Source organism: Streptomyces sp. NPDC089915, assembly GCF_040684675.1.
Classification (GTDB): Bacteria; Actinomycetota; Actinomycetes; order Streptomycetales; family Streptomycetaceae; genus Streptomyces.
Map to the genome: position 1 here is coordinate 1 of NZ_JBFBGN010000034.1, position 18,555 is coordinate 18,555.

The window sequence follows — 18,555 nt, forward strand, 5'->3', positions numbered from 1 at the left end:
GGCCCCGCCGCCACGTGCGGCGGGGCCCCTTCCGCATGCGGGCGGCTAGCAGGTGTAGCCGTCGCCGTCCGCGTCCAGGCGCAGCGGGTCGCTGCCGTTGACCTTCATCCGCTGCGGGAACCGGTGCGCGGCCAGCCAGTCGCAGCGGGCCCGTGTGGTCTTCGCCACCTCCGCCGGGAAGGCCGTCGGGACGCACACGTTGACCGTCCCGTAGTGGCGGTCGCAGCCGGCCACGGCGGGTGCGACCGGGACGGAGGCCCGCTGCGGCGGGTTCTCCTTGGGTGCGGCCAGGTCGTTCGCGAAGGTGTGCTCGTGCGCGGCGGGCTGCTGCCCGGCGGCGAGCGAGGGGGCCCCGCCCAGGTGGACCCAGGTGGCGACGGAGGGGACGCCGGCCGCGTCGACGCCGAAGAGCATGTACCAGCCGGGCGGTGCCAGGTTGGGGTTGCTGGTGACGTTGAGGTCGATGGTGGTGGCGTTGACCACGCTCATCGGCAGGTCGACGAACCGCTGGTTGGGGTCGGAGGAGTGGGTGACCGCCGCCGGCCGGATGAGTTCCGCCTTGGCGATGGGCCGGTCGACGGTGATCCGCTGGGTGTCCCCGTACACCCACTCGGTGTCGATCACCGAAGTGAGCTTCGGGCGCGGCCCCTTGAACAGGTAGGGCGGGGAGTAGACCGACACCGCGTGGTTGTACGTGCCGTTGCCCGGGTTGTCGCCGACCGACATGACCCGGCCGTCGGGCAGCAGGAAGGCGCCCGAGTGGTAGGTGCGCGGGATCGGGTCGGCGGCCAGGCCCGGCTGGTAGGTGTTGGTCCCCGGGTCGAAGAAGGAGGCCTCGAAGACCGGGTCGGCCCGGTCGTGGAGGCCGCCGCCGGTCTCCAGCACCTTGCCGTCGGGCAGCAGCACGGCGGAGACGTACATCTTGCCCTCGGCCCCGGTCTGCGGGCGCTTGCCCGCGCCGGTGTCGACGAGCCCCTGGGGCAGGTCGGGGCCCGGGGTGTAGGCGGGGCTCGGCTGCTTGAGGTCGATGAGGTCGGTGAGCCGGTGGGCGGCCGGGTTCGTCTCGTTGTTGCCGCCGCCGACGGTCAGGACCCGCTGGTCCTGGGCCGGGGGCAGCAGGACGCTCGCCGACTCGTCGCGCTCGTCCTTCTTCCGCAGTCCGGGCACGTCGGTGATCGTGTTGGCGCCGTAGTCGTAGACGGAGGAGCCGGAGCCGGCGGTGCCGTTGCCGAAGGTGTGGCTGCCGGAGTAGAAGAGCCGGCCGTCCTGCATGAGGATCATCGAGGGGTACAGGCCCCAGTAGGACCAGGTCTGGTTGACCTGGTTCATCGGCAGCCACTTGTTCTGCGCCGCCGAGAACCTCTCCGCCGTGACGTTGCCGGTGGAGTCCTCCTTCAGCCCGCCGAAGGAGATCACGTCGCCGTTGCCGAGGATGGTCGCGGACGGGTACCAGTGCCCGCCGTTGAGGTCGTTCGTCCTCGTGTACTTCTCGGTCGCCGGGTCGAAGACGTACGAGTCCTTCAGCCCCTGGTAGCCGATCTTGCCGTCGGGGGACGGGTAGCCCTTGTTGCCGCTCATCACCAGCACCCGGCCGTCGGCCAGCTGCACGTGCCCGGAGCAGAACATGTCCACCGGGGTCGGGATCGTCCGCACGCTCCCGGCGACCGGGTCGTAGACGGCGGAGGTGAAGGTGCCCGCGTTGAACTGGGAGATGTCGTTGCCCGATCCGGCGATCAGCAGCACCTTGCCGTTCTTCAGGACCACGGCGTGCATCGAGCGCACCGGGTTCTGCGTGCCCATCACCTCCCACCTGCCCTTGGCGCACTCCTCGGCGGTGCCCGTGCAGGCGGGCTGGGGCGGGACGGCGCCCACCTCCTCCAGCGCGTAGTCGTCGGTGGTGAGGGTGCCCACCCCGTAGACGGACAGCCCCCAGGCGATCTTGTCGGTGTTCGGCGGGACGGCCGGCGTACGGACCTGGGTGCGCGACCAGGCGGCGCTGACCGGCGGGTTCTGCAGGTCGGTCCAGTACTGCCAGCCGGCGGCGGTGTCGTGGCGGAAGACGGTCACCGCCACGTCCGGGGTGTTCGACTTGTACCAGGCGGACAGGTCGTACTGCTTCCCGGGCGCGACGGTGGGGGCGCAGGCCGTGTTCTCGGTGACCAGGGCCTTGCGGTCGCCGTCGACGCGGCGGGTGAGCGAGACCCGCACGGCCTTGGTGCCGCTGTGGGCGTCGGCGACGGTGGCGAAGGTGAAGTCGTTGTCGCCCCAGCCCGATGTGGACCAGCAGGACGGCATGTCGGAGCCGGGCGCGCCGGCGGTCTCGAAACCGGGGTTGGTGAGCAGGTTGGGTGCTCCGGCCGTGGCCTGTTGCGGGGCGGTGAGCAGCAGGCCTGCGGTCATCGCCCCGACGGCGGTCAGCGCGGCCCTGCGCCCTGCCCTCCGTCGGATCGTCCTGGGCATGCGGTGGTCCTTTCGGTGCGGCTCAACTCCTGGTCGTGGGGCGGTTGCGGGCCGCCGCGCGTGGCCCGCGCGGCAGGTAGACGAGGGCTTCGGTGGCGGCGAAGCGCACCACGAAGGTGGTGACGAGCGCCAGCGCCGTCGCGGGCAGGACGCCGAGGCCGAACCGGTCGACGAACAGCGCGATCAGCGGGATGCGCAGCAGCAGGTCGGCGTTGGCGAGGAGGGTGAAGCGCCCGACGCGGTCCGCCCAGTGGCGGTGGCGGCGGCGGTCGCGGAAGAGGAGGCTCTCGATGAGGAGGAAGTTCCACAGCACCCCCGCCTGGTTGGCGACGACCTCGGCGGCGAGGTACTGCATCCCGGCGTGGGTGAGCAGCCACAGGGCGAGGAGGTTGGGGACGAAGCCGGAGAGCCCGATCAGGCCGAAGCCGATCATCCGGGCGAGCGGGCTCGCCGAGCGGAGGGCGGCCAGGTGGGTCAGGAAGCGCAGCCCTTCACGGGCGGTGGACTTGGACTCGCCCGCGAAGCGGTCCTGGAAGACGAAGGGCACCTCGGCGGTCTTCCGCGGCCGGCAGCGGACGGCCAGCTCCAGCAGGATCTTGTAGCCGAGGGGTTTGAGGGCCTCGCCGGTGACGGCGCCGGTGAGGGCGGAGCGGCGCATCGCGAAGAAGCCGCTCATCGGATCGCTGATCCCGCGCAGGGCGCGCGGGAAGAGCCCCTTGGCCAGCCAGGTCGCCCCGCGCGAGACGGCGACGCGGTAGCCGCCGGCGAGTCCGGCCCGGCTGCCGCCGGGCAGGTAGCGGGAGGCGACGACGAGGGCGGCCCCGGTGCGCTCGCCCTCGCCGACCAGCTCGGGGACCAGCTTCGGGGGGTGCTGGAGGTCGGCGTCCATGACGACGATCCAGTCGGAGCCGGTCCGCGCGATGCCCTCGACGACGGCTCCGCCGAGGCCCCCGGAGGGGGTGTCGCGGTGCAGGACGGCGACCGGGAAGGGGCAGTCGGAGGCGGCCTTCTCGATGAGGGACGGGGTGTCGTCGGTGGAGTCGTCGACGAAGAGCACCTCGCAGGGCGGGCCGCCGGGCAGGGCCTCACGGAGCCGGCGGAGCAGCTCGGCCACGTTGGCGGCCTCGTTGAAGGTCGGGATGATCAGGGTGACGCCGCCGGTCCCGGGGGCCGTCGGCGGAGTGCCGGCGTCCGGATGGTCCAGGGCGTGCGGGGGCCACAGGTCCTCGCTCATGGTGGTTCAGCTCCCACTCTCGCGGTCGGTGCGGCGGATCTCGACACGGTCCTCGCCCGTACCGAAGACGGCGACCGCGGTCGAATGCTCCAGAGCAGCCTTCACGGTGGGCAGGTCCACCGCGTCGCGACGCACGGTGGGCGAGGAGACCACGTAGTCGATGTCCCGCCAGCCGCGGGGCAGGGTCTTGGTGACGGCCGGGTCGAGGTCCGCCTTGTAGAACCAGATCGCGCCCGGTCCGGGTGCAAAACCGGAGTGAACGGCGTCGAGCCAGAGTGCGTCGTCGACGAGGACACGGGTGTGCGCCGGGTCGGGCACCTCGCGGCCCAGCCAGGCGGCGGCCTGCCGGTAGGGGGCGTTGGCGTCGGCGGTGAGGGCGGTGCGGTCGCCCTCGTACCAGCGCGGCAGGACGTACGCGGCCGCCGCGACGGCGAGGACGGCGACCAGCGCCCGGCGCCCGTACACCAGGACCCGCCGCTCGCCGGGGGCGCGGCGCCGGCGCAGCACGGCGTGGGTGACGCTGGCCGCGGCGGCGGCGAGGACCAGGGCGAGGAAGGGCAGGGCCTGGATCACGTACATCGCCGGGAGGTAGCCGGAGGGCCGCAGGGCGACCGCCGCGAGGATCACGGCGGCCAGGGCCGGGCCGGCGAGGGCCCGGGCGGTGACCGACCACCGGTGGGTGGCCAGCAGCAGGACCGCGCCGGCCAGTCCGCCGAGCGGCAGGACGGCGTCGTAGTACAGCCAGGACCGGAAGACCCCGTGGGAGCCGGAGCCGGGGTCGAGGATGAAGCCGGAGCCGGGGCGGCTCATCTGGTAGGTGATGCCGTCGATGAGGGAGACGTGCCCGGCGCCGGGCAGCAGCTCGTTGTTGAGCAGCGCGTACAGCGGGTACGAGAGGCCGATCAGCGCGCAGGCGGTGATGGCTCCGGTGACGGCGAACTTGCGGGTGTCGCGGTGGCTGTGGCGCCACATCGTCACCAGCAGCGCCGGGAGCACCACCAGCATCGTCTCCTTGGTCAGGACGGCGGTGGCGGCCGCCAGTCCCGAGCCGAAGTGGTGCCACAGGTGCCGGCTGGGGGACGCGGCCAGGCAGAAGGCCAGCAGCATCCACATCACGGCGAGGTTGTCGAGGAAGATCTCCCGCTGGAGCACCACCGAGAGCGGGGACAGCCCGAACAGGCCCATCGCGAGCCCGGCCGCCCAGCGCGGCAGCCACAGCCGGCGGGCCAGCACGTAGATCAGTACGGAACCGGCGGCGGAGACGGCGAGCATCGAGAAGCGCATCGGCGCGACCGTCATCCAGTCGGGCACGAGCAGCGACGGCAGCCAGGTCAGGGCGGCGATCTGGATCCAGCCGAGCGGCGGGTGGTCGTACCAGTACGTGTAGTGCGCGAGCCCGTCGCCCTGCTGGACCGCCCACGCCTGGGCGAGGTAGGTGCCCTCGTCGTCGCTCAGGGCCGGGAAGTTCGTGATGTTCCAGCCCTGGACGAGGACGATCACCAGCAGCAGGATCCCGCACAGGATCAGGTCGGGCCGCGAGGAGCGGAAGCGGACCAGCGGGCGGACGGGGGCGGGCGGGCGGACGCCGAGGCCACCGGCCGGGCCTCCCCCGGAGCCGGAGCCTGAGCCTGAGCCCTTGCCGCCGCTTCCGGGGCGGCGGGAGCCGGGCAGGTCGCGTACGGGCAGGAGCTGGGCGGCGGCGGTCGCGTCCGCCGGCTGGGGACCGGCGGCCGTGGGCACGGTGGCGGTCACCGGTGGGCGTCCTCTCGGATCGGGGCGGCGGAGTGCCCGGCCGGGGCTCCGACGGTCTCCAGGTGGGCGCCGGTGTGGCTGGTCAGCTCCCACTCGTTGCGGCCGCGCTGCTCGCGCCAGACCGCCCGGATCGCGGCGCCGGCCAGCATCACCTGGTAGAAGGGCCCTCCGACGATGAGCTTGAGGTAGTGCACGAAGCGCACGCGCAGCCCGTACTGGCGGCCGAAGTCGTGCAGTCCGACGATCTCGAAGACGAAGGTCACCATCGCCGTGATCATCGGCAGGAAGGTGATGATCGCGACCCCGACGGGCACGTCGAGGAAGACCGCCACGGCGAAGTTGACCGGGATGATCACCCCGGACGCGGCCTGCATGAAGGGGGTCATCAGCGTGTAGCGGGCGAGCCAGCGCTGACCGCGGCCCGGCAGCCGCCGCCAGTCCTTCTTCCGGTAGACCTGGAGGAAGCCCTGGTTCCAGCGGGTGCGCTGCTTGAGCAGGCTCATCAGCGAACCCGGGGTCTCCTCGCGGGTGACCATGTCGGAGTCGTAGGCGACGACCACCTTCTTGCCCACCGAGGAGAGCCGCACCCCCAGGTCGCAGTCCTCGGCCAGGCAGTTCTGGTCCCAGCCGCCGGCCTCGCGCAGCACCTCGGTGCGGACGAAGACGGTGTTCCCGCCGAGCGGGATGAACCCCTTCTCGGCGTGCAGGTGGAGGCGGGAGCGGAACCAGAAGAAGTACTCCAGGCAGTTGCGCAGGCTGTACCAGCTGGAGTGGAAGTTGATCAGCTGGACCCCGCCCTGGACCACGTCGGCGCCGGTGGCACGGAAGGCGTGGTCGACGTGGGACAGCAGCTGGGGGTGGACCTGGTCCTCGGCGTCGAAGACCCCGACGATGTCGCCCCGGCAGTGCGGCAGGGCGGTGTTGAGGGCCTTCGGCTTGTTCTTGGTCTCGTTGTGGTCGACCACGACCCGGACCCGCTCGGGCGCTCCGGCGGCGGCGCGGTCGGCCACGGCGGCGGTCTCGGGGTCGTCGTGGCCGACGATCACGATGATCTCGTAGTCGGTGTGGCCGGACTCCAGCAGCCGGTCGATGGTGTGTTCCAGTACGGCCTGCTCGTGGCGGGCGGGCAGCAGCAGCGAGAAGGCCAGCCGGTCGCCGCCGTCGGGGCGGTCGAAGCGGGTCGAGGCCAGCGTCTCGGGCGTGCGCCAGGCGTGCATCTGCCACCACAGCGTGAAGGCGGCCATCCAGAACAGCGCCAGAGAAATGGCGGATATAACGACAGAGGTGAACAAACTGCCCCCCACAGACATGCCGCAACCCCAGGCGGCGACCGGCAAACCCCCCGGAGGCGTGGCACGGGCCCCCCGGCCCGCCGCCTCCGCTTTCCCCCTCGTGCGCGCACCCCCCGGCGCGCGCCTCGGTGACTCCCCTCGGTGACTCCCGAGGACACGAGACTAGGCATCACATGTGAAGCCGAGGCACCGCCCAGTTAAAAACCACATTTCCGAGTTGATGTACCGCAACCGGAATTGACGCTACTCACGCCCATTCAGGGATGAACCACACCCAACTGGTCCGCCAGCTCGACCGGTTCGGTCGTAGGCCGCGCGCAGACGAAGTGCCGGCACACGTACGCCGTCGGAAGGTCGCGCACCAGTGTGCGCTCGGCCAGCAGGGGGAACTCCCCACCGCTCCCGTCCGCCGCGCGCGGCAGCCCGGCCGCCACCACCGCCCCGGGAGCCGTCCCCAGCAACGCGGTGCGGTGCAGGACCGCCGTCGCCGGGTCCTCGGGATGCCCGACGACGGCCACCTCGCGCGGACCGTCGACGAGCGCCTCCGCCACCGCCAGCCCGTGCCCGATGAAGCGCGGGGCGCGCGGCCCGAGGGCGTGGACCACCGCGAGCGCCCGCTCGGCCGCCTCCCGGTGGGGCTGCGAGCCGGTGTGCGCGGCGTACGAGAGCAGCGCGCCGGCGGCGGCCGTCCAACCGGAGGGCGCGGCGGTGTCGGTGGGGTCCTGGGGACGGCGGATCAGCTGCTCGGCGTCGTGCGCGGTGTCGTAGAGCGAGCCGTCCTCGGCGGTGAACCGGGCCATGACGAGATCGACGAGGAACCCGGCGAACTCCAGCCAGACCCCCTCCCCGGTGACGGAGGCCAGGGTCAGGAAGCCCTCGGCGACGTCCCCGTAGTCCTCCAGCACCCCGGCGTTCGACCCGACCCGCCCGTCCTTGCTGGTCCGCGCCAGCCGGGCCATCCCGTCCATGTGGACCCGCACCAGCAGGTCGGCGGCCTCGATCGCCCGCTCGACCAGGTCCGGCCGCTCGAAGAAGGCCCCGCACTCGGCGAGGGCGGCGACGGCCAGCCCGTTCCAGGCGGCGACGACCTTGTCGTCCCGCCCGGGCGCGGGCCGCGCGCCGCGCGCCGCGAGCAGCCGCTCCTTGATCGAGGCGATCCGCGCGCCCTCCACCACCGGTCCGTCCTGCGGCAGTTGCAGCACCGACTTGCCGTGCTCGAAGGTCCCCTCGTCGGTGACCCCGAAGTACGCGGCGGCCAGCGCCCCGTCCTCCTCCCCGAGCACGTCCGCCAACTCCCCCGGAGTCCAGGCGTAGTAGGCCCCCTCGACGTGCCGCCCGGTCCCCTGCTCCTCGCTGTCGGCGTCGAGCGCGGAGGCGAACCCGCCCTGCTCGGTGCGCAGTTCCCGCACCATGAAGTCGGCCGTCTCCAGCGCGACCCGCCGCGCGAGGTCCGACCCGGTGGCCCGCCACAGGTGGGCGTAGACCCGGCACAGCAGGGCGTTGTCGTACAGCATCTTCTCGAAGTGCGGCACGACCCACTCCCGGTCCACGGAGTACCGCGCGAACCCGCCGCCGAGCTGGTCGTAGATCCCGCCCCGGGCCATGGCCTCACAGGTGTCGGCGGCCATCTGCAGGGCGCCCTCGGACCCGGTCCGGGCGTGGTGGCGCAGCAGGAACTCCAGCACCATGGACGGCGGGAACTTCGGCGCCCCGCCGAACCCGCCCCGCACGGCGTCGTACTCCCGCGTCAGCCCGAGCAGCGCCCGCCCCAGCTCCTCCGGCCCCGGCCGCCCGGCCTTCCCGTAGTCCAGCTGCCGCCCGGCGAGGTCCCGCACGATCCGCTGCGCGACCTCGGCCACCTCCTCGGGCCGCCCCACCCAGGCCCCCCGCACCCCTTCGAGCACCTGCATGAAGGAGGGCATGCCGTGCCGGGGCTCGGGCGGGAAGTAGGTCCCGAAGTAGAAGGGCTCGGCGTCGGGCGTGAGGAACACGGTCATGGGCCACCCGCCCTGCCCGGTCGCCGCCTGCACGGCCTCCATGTACACGGCGTCGATGTCGGGCCGCTCCTCGCGGTCGACCTTGATGTTGACGAAGTGCTCGTTCATGTAGGCGGCGGCCAACTCGTCCTCGAACGACTCGTGCGCCATGACGTGGCACCAGTGGCAGCTGGAGTAGCCGACGCTGAGCAGCACCGGCACCCCCCGCTCACGCGCCGCGGCGAACGCCTCCGGGGACCAGGGCCACCAGTCGACCGGATTGTCCGCGTGTTGGAGCAGGTACGGCGAGGTCTCGTTCACGAGGCGGTTCGACATGCGTCCAATCTATGCCGTGCCCCACCCGTCCGCGGGGCCCGGCACGGCCCCTTGTTCCGCCTCCGGGGCCCGGGCCCGCCTCAGACAGTACGCTGGGGGCAGCACTGCCGAACCGCCGAGGCCCTCGAAGGAGGCTCACCATGACCGCCGACATGGTGGCGCCCGCGTGGATGCACGCGCAGATCACCGCGGAGCAGTACGACTCCTGGTCCGAGGAGCAGTGCGCCGGCATCGAGATCGTGGACGGGATGATCGTCGTGAGCCCGAGCGCCTCCAAGCGGCACAACAGGCTGGCGCGGCTCCTGGCCAATGCCCTGGACGCTGCCGCAGGACCGGACTGGAACGCCGACACGGACTTCGACGTCCGCCTACAGGACGTTCCGCTCACCAACCGCCGCCCGGACGTCATCGTCTACCGGGCGGAGACCATCGACCTCACGCCCACCCGCCCCGAGCACGTGCTGCTGGTGGTCGAGGTCGTCTCGCCCGGTTCCGAGACCACCGACCGGATCGTGAAGGTGGACCAGTACGCCAAGGCCGGCATCCCCTTCTACTGGCGGATCGAGCAGGCTGCCACCGGAGTCCCGATCGTCTACACCTACGTCCTCGACCCGGCCAACAGGTCCTACCGGGACGGCGAGGTGTTCACCGGCACCGTGAAGGCCACCGCGCCCTTCTCCATCACGGTCGATCTTGGGGCCATGTAAGAACGAAGAAGCCGCACCGCTTCCAATGTCTGACTGGTAGCGCCAGCATCGCGATTCTTCGCGACCCGATCGCCCCCAGGGTCGCGACGGTCCCCGAGCCTGCGGCCGGGGGATGCCTCCATGACAGTGGCACCCTCCCCGCCTTGCGATGCACGTAGGCCAGCGACTACACCGGCGCCCCAGCTCTTTTCTACCGTGCCGCGGGATCGGCAACACCCTCTGGGTATCCACCGTTTGCCGCGGCCAAACGCGGTACGGCACCAACAACCGCCCGTCGCCCAGTACGGGGCGATTAGTGCGTGACGTGCTTGGCGAACTCCTCGAACGTCTCCTTGTTGTGCCTACGTGCCGCGTTCACCTGAGCCCGGAAGTTGCTCACGGCCTTGTCGACCGCACCACGGTTCCGCAGAGGGCTGGACGTGACCAAGGGCTCGCGCAGTTGGTCCGGCGCGAAGGCCAACAGCGACTCGACTACTGGCTGCCACGCCTCGGAGGTCCTAGGCATAGCGAGGTTTTTCTTGAACATCAGAGTGTAAGAGTCCGTTACGGCAGAGCTCACGAGGATCTCGATGACGCTGCCAATCGCTTCGACAGCCAGCACAATCGATCCGCGAAGACTCAGCCAGTCAAGCAAATCAGCCTGGTCCTGCAGTCGACCATCGGGGTCGACTCGGCCGAGCCTCGTCTTCTCCAGCTCGACGGCACGCATCAAGCTGGAGACAAAAAGGATGTGCTTCGCTGTCACGCGTTCAGGGAAAACCCGGCTGTAGATGTCGTCCTGCTCCCAAATCTTACTCTTCTGATGGTAGGCGACATCAGCTGCTCCGTGAAATGCCGCGAGCGCCTGAGCAGCGGTCTCAGCAGAGAGTTGATTCTCCCCCGGGCGCCGAATGACATCCTCTGCGCCGCCTCGACGGCCGCCGTTGTATCCGACGACACCCAATTTAGTGAAGTCCTCGACCAGACGTCGCTGAATCCCGTCGTTGCTCCGGAAGTCCGACGCCTGTGTAGGGTTCTGTCGATTGTTGAATCGGACAATGCTCTTGACCGTCTCCGGGTCATCACAACGGATGAAGCGAGCGAGCACGTGGCTCTCCGCACCAATCTCGTCAGCCGGGATGGAGCCGATCGCGCCAGTGGTCTGGGCGCCGTTGACGATACCCAAACCAGTGATCACCAAGGCTTCCCTGCCAACGACTTGGAAGTCGTGGACCAGCGCGGTGATGCCGTTGTTATAAGCCCACAGGTTCGTCGGCTCATTGCGCGCCGTATCCTGAATTCCGTTGTTGATATTACTCTGCGACCGACGACCGCCGAGGTAGTCACGGACATTCGCCGAGAAAAGCTTTGCCCCATGCTCCTGGTACTGCGCGTGAAGCCAACGCACCGGCACGCTCGTGCACAGTGCTGTCCACTTCGCGCCACGCTCCTCGAAGGCGCCAGGAATAGGAATCCGAAGAGTATCTGACACGAGGATCGGAGTCTGCGAATTCTCATATCGGAGAGCCAGAGTCGCACGACCCAGTTCGGTACTTGAGACGTTGATGTCACTCTCAGGATATCCCTGGCGCAGAAGATCGGATGCAGCTTCGGCGGCAACGTTGATTTCCTGAGCAATCTGCTGAGCCTCCGGCAGATTGTGGACGTACCAGACCTCGACATCACCGATGGCATCGTCCGCCAGAGCGTCATGCAGTTCCCTCCACGCTCCCAGTAGAACGTCAGGCACACCCTGCGGCTCATTCGTGCTGAACAGCCAGTTCACCGCCTGATGAAGACTCGCCGCCTTACCGGAGGGTGCCTGCAGTTTGGTCACGTTCTGAGACTCGTACCCCTGCGCAAGTACGACCCGCCCGGCATCGCGGTCGATGTACAGAAGGTCACACGCCTTGTCGTTCGACGAATCGGTCAGCGCGGTGGCGGCCACCACGTTGATGTCCTCGATATCGAACGCCAACTGCAGTGCGAACAGCAGCCGCTTGTTGGAGTCGTACTGGTCAAGGTCGACTCGCTTCTGAAGAGCGACTTCGAGACTGTCTGTCACGTCATCAGACTACCTGCCAACTACTCTTCTGTGGGCTCAACTTGCGTGAAATGCCACCCCCTACATCCAGCGTCAGCCTCCTTCTCCGCTTTCGGTGACCACGACGACGCTCCCGTATGACGTGTTACTCGCCAGCCCCCTCCGGGCCATGTCATGCGCTTATCGGCCTGCGCCGCGATGCAACCGGAGCCGACGGGCTGGATGTAGGCGAGACCGGGATGCCGTACTTCGCGGTGCAGTCATCGAAGTCTTTGCGCTCGGAGGCGATCAAGGGATCAGAGTCGAGTCCTCATCCGCCGGGAGGTCGCTGTGGTAGCGCGACCGGGGGTGCGCCTTCCAAGCGCTGGCAGATGCCGCCGCACGAGGCAGGCCAGGCGGCCTGCTGGTCTTCGCCCAGGCGCCCCCACCTCACCAATGCCTCATCGCAAGTATCCAAGCCGACACTCTCCGGACACGTCCCAGGTCAGGACTACCTGGTTGTGTAAGTTCACTAGCGCCAGTGGCAGCTGGAGTAGCCGACGCTGAGCAGCACCGGCACCCCCCGCTCACGCGCCGCGGCGAACGCCTCCGGCGACCAGGGCCACCAGTCGACAGGATTGTCCGCGTGTTGGAGCAGGTACGGCGAGGTCTCGTTCACGAGGCGGTTCGACATGCGTCCATCCTGCCCCACCCCCGGCCCCGCGCCGCGCGACGGGCCCGTCGCACGGCCGTTCGGGGTCCGCACGGCGTCTGGGGCCCTCCGCGTACATATATGCACGCCGATGGCCGTTCCTGGTCCAACTCCCTCTGATCTAGCTCAGATTGCCTCGCGCAGGCGGGCGGTGCGCAGGACACTTGGCGGACGTTTGCGGAGCTCTCCGAGGAGGATGCCGATGCGGGACAGCCATCGTGTCGAGGCCGAGCGGGTGCTGGTCCGGGCCGTCGGGGAGGAGGTCCGGCGGGCGGGGGGCGGGGTGGATGCCGAGGTGCTGCTCGCGCGGGGGCGGGAGGCGCTCGACGGGCTGGCCGGGGTGGCGGGCGAGGAGTACGCCGCCTACGTGGCCGCGCTCGACGAGGCCGCCGCCGGGGCGCAGTCCCTCGGGGAGGCCTTGCGGCGGGCCGGCAGCGGGACGGCCCTGCTGGTGACGGCCGTCGCCGCGGCGGCCGCGGCCGGGGCGGACATGGCCTTCGGCGTCGACGCCGGTACGGCGCTCAGCGCGGGCATCGTGGTCGGCGCGGCCGGGGCCGCGACGACGGTGGCCCGGGTGGCGGCCGTGCACGTGCCGGCCGCGAACCGGCGGGCCGGGGCGGCGGGGCGCCCGGGTGGGCCGGAACAGCTGCGGCTGAAGTGGCTGACGGCGCTGGAGGTGCGCGGGATCCGGCCCTTCCTGGAGCAGGAGCGGAAGGTGGCGGCCGCCGCCGTGCCCGCCGCACCGGCTCCCGCCCCCGTACGGGGTCCCGTGCGCGGGGAGGGCCAGGCGGCCGTGCCGCCGCAGTTGCGCGGGGCGGACCGGAGCGCCGAGGCGCGGCGGCGGAGCATGCTGGAGCAGTCGTTCGGCCAGCTCCCGGACGCCGACGGGCTGTTCACCGGCCGGCGGGCGGAGCTGGCCCGGATCGCGCAGTGGGTGCAGACGGCGCGGGCCAGTACCGAGACGCGGCCGGTGGTGGTCGTGCTGCACGGGGAGCCGGGGGTGGGCCGGACGGCGCTTGCGCTGCGGGCGGCGCACGGGCTGCGGGACCAGTTCCGCGGGGCGTGCGTGGTGGACCTGCGGGGCGGGGCCCCGGCCGCCGGCGAGGCGCCGCTGTCGACGCGGGAGGCGCTGCTGCACCTGCTGAACCGGCTCGGCGCCCCGCGCGAGCAGCTGCTGTTCCGGGAGGGGGCCCCGGCCGAGCAGCAGGTGCGCCGCCTCGGGGAGCTGTACCACCAGCACCTCCAGGGGCTGCCGGTGACGGTGGTGCTGGACGACGCGGTGGACCCGGAGCAGGTGCGGGCGCTGGTGCCGGAGCGCTCCGAGAGCCTGGTGCTGGTCACGGCCCGGGAGCCGCTGGAGCTGCCCGCGGACCTGGCGGCCTGGGTGCACCAGCTGCCGGTGGTGCGGCTGGCGGAGCCGGAGGCGGCCGAGGTGCTGCGGGCCGGGGCGCGGGCGGCGGGCGAGCCCGTACCGGGGCCGGCGGCGGAGGCGGGGCTGCTGGACCTGGCGGCGGGGCTGCCGCTGGCGCTGCGCGTGCTGGCTCCGCTGGGGGCGGCGCGGGCCTCGGACGGGAGCGGGGACGGGGAGGGGGCGCTGGAGCAGGCCCTGGAGCTGGCCTTCGCACGCCTGCCCGAGGAGCGGCGCCGGCTGCTGCGCCGGCTCACCCTGGCGGGGCGGGCCTCGCTGGGCGCGGCGGCGGCCGCGGCGCTGGCGGACTCCGAGCGGGTGGAGGCCGGGCGGCTGCTGGGCGAGCTGGCGCGGGCGGGCCTGCTGGACCTCGTCCGCGGGGAGCGGTACCGGATGCACGACGCGGTGCGCGCGTACGCGGCGGCGCGGCTGGCGGCGGACGAGGAACCGGCGGAGGCGGCGGCCGCGCACGAGCGGCTGGTCCGGGACTACGCGCGGCTGGCGGACTCGGTGATCCGGATGGTCGACGGGAAGATGTCGACCCGGGCGCACCACTTCGGCGGGCACGGCTTCGCCTCGCTGGACGCGGCGCTGCGCTGGCTGGACGAGGAGTCGAGCTTCATCACGGCGGCGCTGCGGCATTCGGAGGGGGTGGACCAGCAGGCGGTGCTGGACCTGCTGGGGGCGCTGTGCGACTTCTGCCTGCTGCGCGGGGACCTGTACCGGCTGGGTGAGATCAACGAGCTGACGCGGGCGGTGGACCAGGGGCGGCTGAACCGCTCGGTGCAGTGGCGCACCGGTATCGCGGCGCGCCAGCTCGGCGAGCTGGACAAGTCGCGGACGACGCTGACCTCGCTGGTGGACCAGTACAAGGAGGCCCGGCAGGAGGCGGGGGCGGCGATGGCGCTGCTGTCGCTGGGCATCACGCTGCACCACCAGGGCAACCTGCCGGAGGCGGCGGCCCGGATCCGGGAGGCGCTGGCGCTGCAGGAGGCGGAGGAGCTGGCGGGCGACCGGGCGTGGTCGCTGCACGCGCTGGGCGCGGTGGAGCGGGACCGGGGGCACCTGGGGGAGGCGGTGGCGCTGCTGGAGCGGTCGCTGGCGCTGCACCGGGAGAGCGAGAGCGTGCACGGGGAGGCGTGGGCGCACTTCCAGCTGGGGCAGGTGCACCTGCGGGTGGGTGACGTGTCCCGGGCGGAGGAGGAGCTGCTGCTGGCGCTCGGGCTGTACGGGCGGACCCGTGACGACCGCGGTGAGGCGTGGGCGCTGACGCAGCTGGGCCGGGCGCGGGTGGTCGCGGGGGACGCGGGGACGGCGCTGGAGCGGCTGCGGGACGCGCTGGCCCGGCACCGGCTGGCGGAGGACGCGCGGGGCGAGGCGTGGACGCTGTACTACCTGGGGCAGGCGCTGGAGGAGGACGGCGGGCTGGACCGGGCGGTGCGGGAGCTGGAGCGGGCCCGGACGATGTTCTCGCGGATGCGGGACGTGTACGGGCTGGCGCACGCCCGCTACCACTCGGGGCGGGTGGCGCGCGATCTGCGGGCGGCGCAGACGGGGAACCTGCGCAATTCGGGGTTCGCGCGGCAGCTGCTGGTGGACGCGCGGGCCGATTTCCGGCGGATCGGGCTGGCGCACGGGGAGGGGTGGACCTGCCTGGAGCTGGCCGTGGTGGACGCGGGGAACGGGCGGCTGCCGCAGGCGGTGGCGCTGTGCGAGGAGGCGGTGCGGCTGTTCGCCTCGTACGGGGACCGGCGCGGGGAGGACTGGGCGCGCTTCCTGCGGTGCACGCTGCTGCCGTACGCGTCGCCGGCGTCGGGCGCGGCGGAGGCCCGGGCGGAGCTGGACCGGCTGGCGCGGGGCGCGCACGGGCTGCGGGGGGACCGGCTGGAGGAGTGCGTGGAGGCGTACGGGGTGGTGCTGGGCCGGGGCGTGGACCCGGCGGAGGGCTGGCAGGCCTGGCGCCTGGGCCTGGTCCCGGACCTGCGCGCCCGCGAGGTGATGGGGGTCTCCCTGCCGACACCGCCGGTGTGAGCGGCGCTCGCCGACCTGGCCGGTGCTCGCCTCTGAGAGCAGTGCTCACCGATGTGAGCGCCGCCCACGGGAGTGGGCGTCCGCCGCCGGCGTGATCAGCGCTCGCCAAGCCGGGCAGCGCTCGCACACACGGGCAGTGCCCTCCCGGGTGAGCAGTGCTCTCCCGGGTGGGCAGCACCCTCCCACGTGAGCAGCGCTCTCCCAGGCCAGCAGCGCTCCCCCACGTGAGCGCCACTCTCCCCCCGCGGGTCCGCGCACGCACGGCTGCGCTCCGCCCCGTCGGATGCGGCGGGGCGGGCGCTCCGGTGTCGTTCGGGGTCAGGCCTTGGGGCCGTCGGCCGCCGGTGACGCCGTCGCGGCGGCCGGCTCCGGGGCCTCCTCGAAGTTCACCCGGCCCATGTGCCTGCTCATCGACTTCATCAGGCCCCACACACCGAGGGCGAGGGCCGCGAACACGATGAACCCGAGGAGCCCCGGAGTCACCTTGTTCTTGTCGAAGGTGTCGGCGGCCAGCGGAACGAGCTGGACGACTGCTGCCTGCATAGCGCTCATAGCTACGCATTCTCCCGGATGCCCGCGAAGAGGTCGGACTCGGGGAGGGAAGTGTCGACGAGCGACTTCGCCAGCTCGTACTCCTCCGTCGGCCAGACCTCCTTCTGGATCTCCATCGGGACGCGGAACCAGCCGCCGTCCGGGTCGATCTGGGTGGCGTGCGCGATGAGGGCCTTGTCACGGATCTCGAAGTAGTCCGAGCACGGCACGTGCGTGGTCAGGGTCCGCTCCTTGCGCTCGAACTCCTTCCACCGCTCCAGCCACTCGCCGTAGGGCGACTCCAGGCCGCGCGCGAGGAGCGCCTCGTGCAGCGCGATGGTGCGCGGCTTGTTGAAGCCCTGGTTGTAGTAGAGCTTCTGCGGCTGGTACGGGGTGCCGTACTCGGCCTCGGGGAACTTGTCGGTGTCGGCCGCGCCGTCGAAGGCCACCATCGTGATCTTGTGGGTCATGATGTGGTCGGGGTGCGGGTAGCCGCCGTTCTCGTCATAGGTGGTGATGACCTGCGGCTTGAACGCGCGGATCTTCTTCACCAGCTCGCCGGCGGCCTCCTCCACGTCCGCGAGGGCGAAGCAGCCCTCGGGCAGCGGCGGCAGCGGGTCGCCCTCGGGCAGGCCGGAGTCCACGTAGCCGAGCCACTCCTGCTCGACGCCCAGGATCTCGCGGGCCTCGTCCATCTCCTTGGCGCGGACCTCGTGGATGTTCTCCTCGATGTACTTGTCGCCCTGGAGCTTGGGGTTCAGCACGGAACCGCGCTCACCGCCGGTGCAGGTCACCACCAGGACGGGCACGCCCTCGGAAACGTACTTGGCCATCGTGGCCGCGCCCTTGCTCGACTCGTCGTCGGGGTGGGCGTGCACGGCCATCAGTCGAAGCTGCTCGGTCAAGACAGGATCCTCTGTGATTCGGCGCGACGGTCAACCTCTATATTGACCGAATCGGGGGACGGAAAATTCCTGGGTGCCTCACCCTCCCCAGCGAGAGGAATCGATCATGAGCACGGTGCGCGAAGGGCTCCCGGAAGGCCGTTACGGCCGGTCGGCGGACGAGCGTGCGGACCGGAAGCTCAAGGTCGTCGGGTCGGTGCTCGGGGTCGGGCTGCTGGCCGTCGTCGGCTGGATCGGCTGGGACTACGTCGGCGGGCAGAGCGTCAGCGCCGAGGTGATCAAGTTCCAGATCGTCTCGGACACAGAGGTCAAGGTGCACCTGGAGGTCCGCAAGGACGCCTCCGTCACCGGCGTCTGCACCCTCGACTCCCAGGACAAGGACCACGGCGAGGTCGGCCGCGCGGACTTCACCTTCGCGCAGAAGGACAAGCGCGTCGACGAGGTGGTCACCCTGAAGACCACGGCGCGCGCCACGATGGTCCAGCTGGTCGGCTGCCAGGCGGCGGGCACCGCCCGCTGAGTGCCGGGCCCACCAGGCCTTATCGGTCGTTCCCGCGGGCAGCGGGGTGCAATGACACACTTCATACACATCGTGTCCTCCCCCTTTTCTTCCCGAATTGTTAGGCTCGTGGTTTCGCCCGCCGCTGGCGGCTTTGTAGTCCCCTGTACCGACGAGGAGCACCCGTGACCCAGACGAGCGAGAGCGTCACCTGGCTGACCCAGGCGGCGTACGACCAGCTGAAGGCCGAGCTGGACTACCTCTCTGGTCCCGCCCGCACGGAGATCGCCACGAAGATCGCGGCTGCCCGCGAGGAGGGCGACCTCCGCGAGAACGGCGGCTACCACGCGGCCAAGGAGGAGCAGGGCAAGCAGGAGCTCCGCGTGCGCCAGCTCACCCAGCTCCTGGAGAACGCGAAGGTCGGCACCGCTCCCACGTCGGCCGAGGGCGAGGTGGCCCCGGGCATGCTCGTGACCATCGCGTTCGACGGTGACGAGGACGACACGCTGGAGTTCCTGCTGGCCTCCCGCGAGTACGCCTCCTCGGACTTCGAGACCTACTCCCCGCAGTCCCCGCTGGGCTCGGGCGTGCTGGGCAAGAAGATCGGCGAGGACGCCCAGTACGAGCTGCCGAACGGCAAGAAGGCCACGGTCAAGGTCATGGCCGTGAAGCCCTTCACCGGCTGATCCGACCCTTTACGAGGACGTACG

At 71.2% G+C, this 18,555-nt stretch carries 13 protein-coding genes; 4 read left to right on the forward strand and 9 right to left on the reverse strand.

The genetic code is table 11. The features are described from left to right. Nucleotides 1-45: 45 nt before the first annotated feature. From AB0O29_RS13415 to AB0O29_RS13435, 5 genes are all read right to left on the reverse strand, one after another. Nucleotides 46-2,460, reverse strand: coding sequence for a galactose oxidase-like domain-containing protein (locus AB0O29_RS13415; protein ID WP_365150750.1), 2,415 nt, complete (start codon nt 2,458-2,460; stop codon nt 46-48). A 22-nt stretch (nt 2,461-2,482) separates the two neighbouring features. Continuing rightward, complete coding sequence (locus tag AB0O29_RS13420) at nt 2,483-3,694, reverse strand: glycosyltransferase family 2 protein (protein WP_365150753.1); 1,212 nt, start codon at nt 3,692-3,694, stop codon at nt 2,483-2,485. Between the two features lie 6 nt (nt 3,695-3,700). Next, complete coding sequence (locus tag AB0O29_RS13425) at nt 3,701-5,251, reverse strand: phospholipid carrier-dependent glycosyltransferase (RefSeq protein WP_365150883.1); 1,551 nt, start codon at nt 5,249-5,251, stop codon at nt 3,701-3,703. Nucleotides 5,252-5,442: 191 nt separating this feature from the next. Beyond that, complete coding sequence (locus AB0O29_RS13430) at nt 5,443-6,738, reverse strand: glycosyltransferase (RefSeq protein ID WP_365150755.1); 1,296 nt, start codon at nt 6,736-6,738, stop codon at nt 5,443-5,445. Nucleotides 6,739-6,995: 257 nt separating this feature from the next. After that, nucleotides 6,996-9,050 (reverse strand): thioredoxin domain-containing protein, encoded by a 2,055-nt coding sequence (locus tag AB0O29_RS13435; protein ID WP_365150758.1) that lies wholly within the window; start codon nt 9,048-9,050, stop codon nt 6,996-6,998. A gap of 140 nt (nt 9,051-9,190) precedes the next feature. On the opposite strand from AB0O29_RS13435, the gene AB0O29_RS13440 reads away from it, so the two are divergent. Next, entirely contained in the window at nt 9,191-9,757 is a 567-nt protein-coding gene (locus tag AB0O29_RS13440; RefSeq protein WP_365150761.1) for a Uma2 family endonuclease, read from the forward strand. A 292-nt stretch (nt 9,758-10,049) separates the two neighbouring features. On the opposite strand, the gene AB0O29_RS13445 is transcribed toward AB0O29_RS13440, so the two are convergent. Next, nucleotides 10,050-11,801, reverse strand: a complete 1,752-nt coding sequence (locus AB0O29_RS13445; RefSeq protein ID WP_365150764.1) for an AIPR family protein — start codon at nt 11,799-11,801, stop codon at nt 10,050-10,052. 490 nt (nt 11,802-12,291) lie between these two features. Beyond that, nucleotides 12,292-12,453, reverse strand: a complete 162-nt coding sequence (locus tag AB0O29_RS13450) for a DUF255 domain-containing protein (protein ID WP_365150767.1) — start codon at nt 12,451-12,453, stop codon at nt 12,292-12,294. A gap of 220 nt (nt 12,454-12,673) precedes the next feature. On the opposite strand from AB0O29_RS13450, the gene AB0O29_RS13455 reads away from it, so the two are divergent. Beyond that, the gene (locus tag AB0O29_RS13455) at nt 12,674-15,910 is read left to right on the forward strand and encodes a tetratricopeptide repeat protein (protein ID WP_365150770.1); all 3,237 of its coding nucleotides are present in this window, start codon (nt 12,674-12,676) and stop codon (nt 15,908-15,910) included. Between the two features lie 318 nt (nt 15,911-16,228). On the opposite strand, the gene AB0O29_RS13460 is transcribed toward AB0O29_RS13455, so the two are convergent. Continuing rightward, nucleotides 16,229-16,462, reverse strand: a complete 234-nt coding sequence (locus AB0O29_RS13460) for a hypothetical protein (RefSeq protein ID WP_365150773.1) — start codon at nt 16,460-16,462, stop codon at nt 16,229-16,231. A gap of 2 nt (nt 16,463-16,464) precedes the next feature. Continuing rightward, nucleotides 16,465-17,346, reverse strand: coding sequence for a mycothiol conjugate amidase Mca (mca, locus tag AB0O29_RS13465; RefSeq protein WP_365150775.1), 882 nt, complete (start codon nt 17,344-17,346; stop codon nt 16,465-16,467). A gap of 106 nt (nt 17,347-17,452) precedes the next feature. On the opposite strand from mca, the gene AB0O29_RS13470 reads away from it, so the two are divergent. After that, complete coding sequence (locus AB0O29_RS13470) at nt 17,453-17,866, forward strand: DUF4307 domain-containing protein (protein ID WP_365150778.1); 414 nt, start codon at nt 17,453-17,455, stop codon at nt 17,864-17,866. Nucleotides 17,867-18,030: 164 nt separating this feature from the next. Next, nucleotides 18,031-18,531, forward strand: coding sequence for a transcription elongation factor GreA (greA, locus tag AB0O29_RS13475; RefSeq protein ID WP_365150781.1), 501 nt, complete (start codon nt 18,031-18,033; stop codon nt 18,529-18,531). Nucleotides 18,532-18,555: the final 24 nt, after the last annotated feature.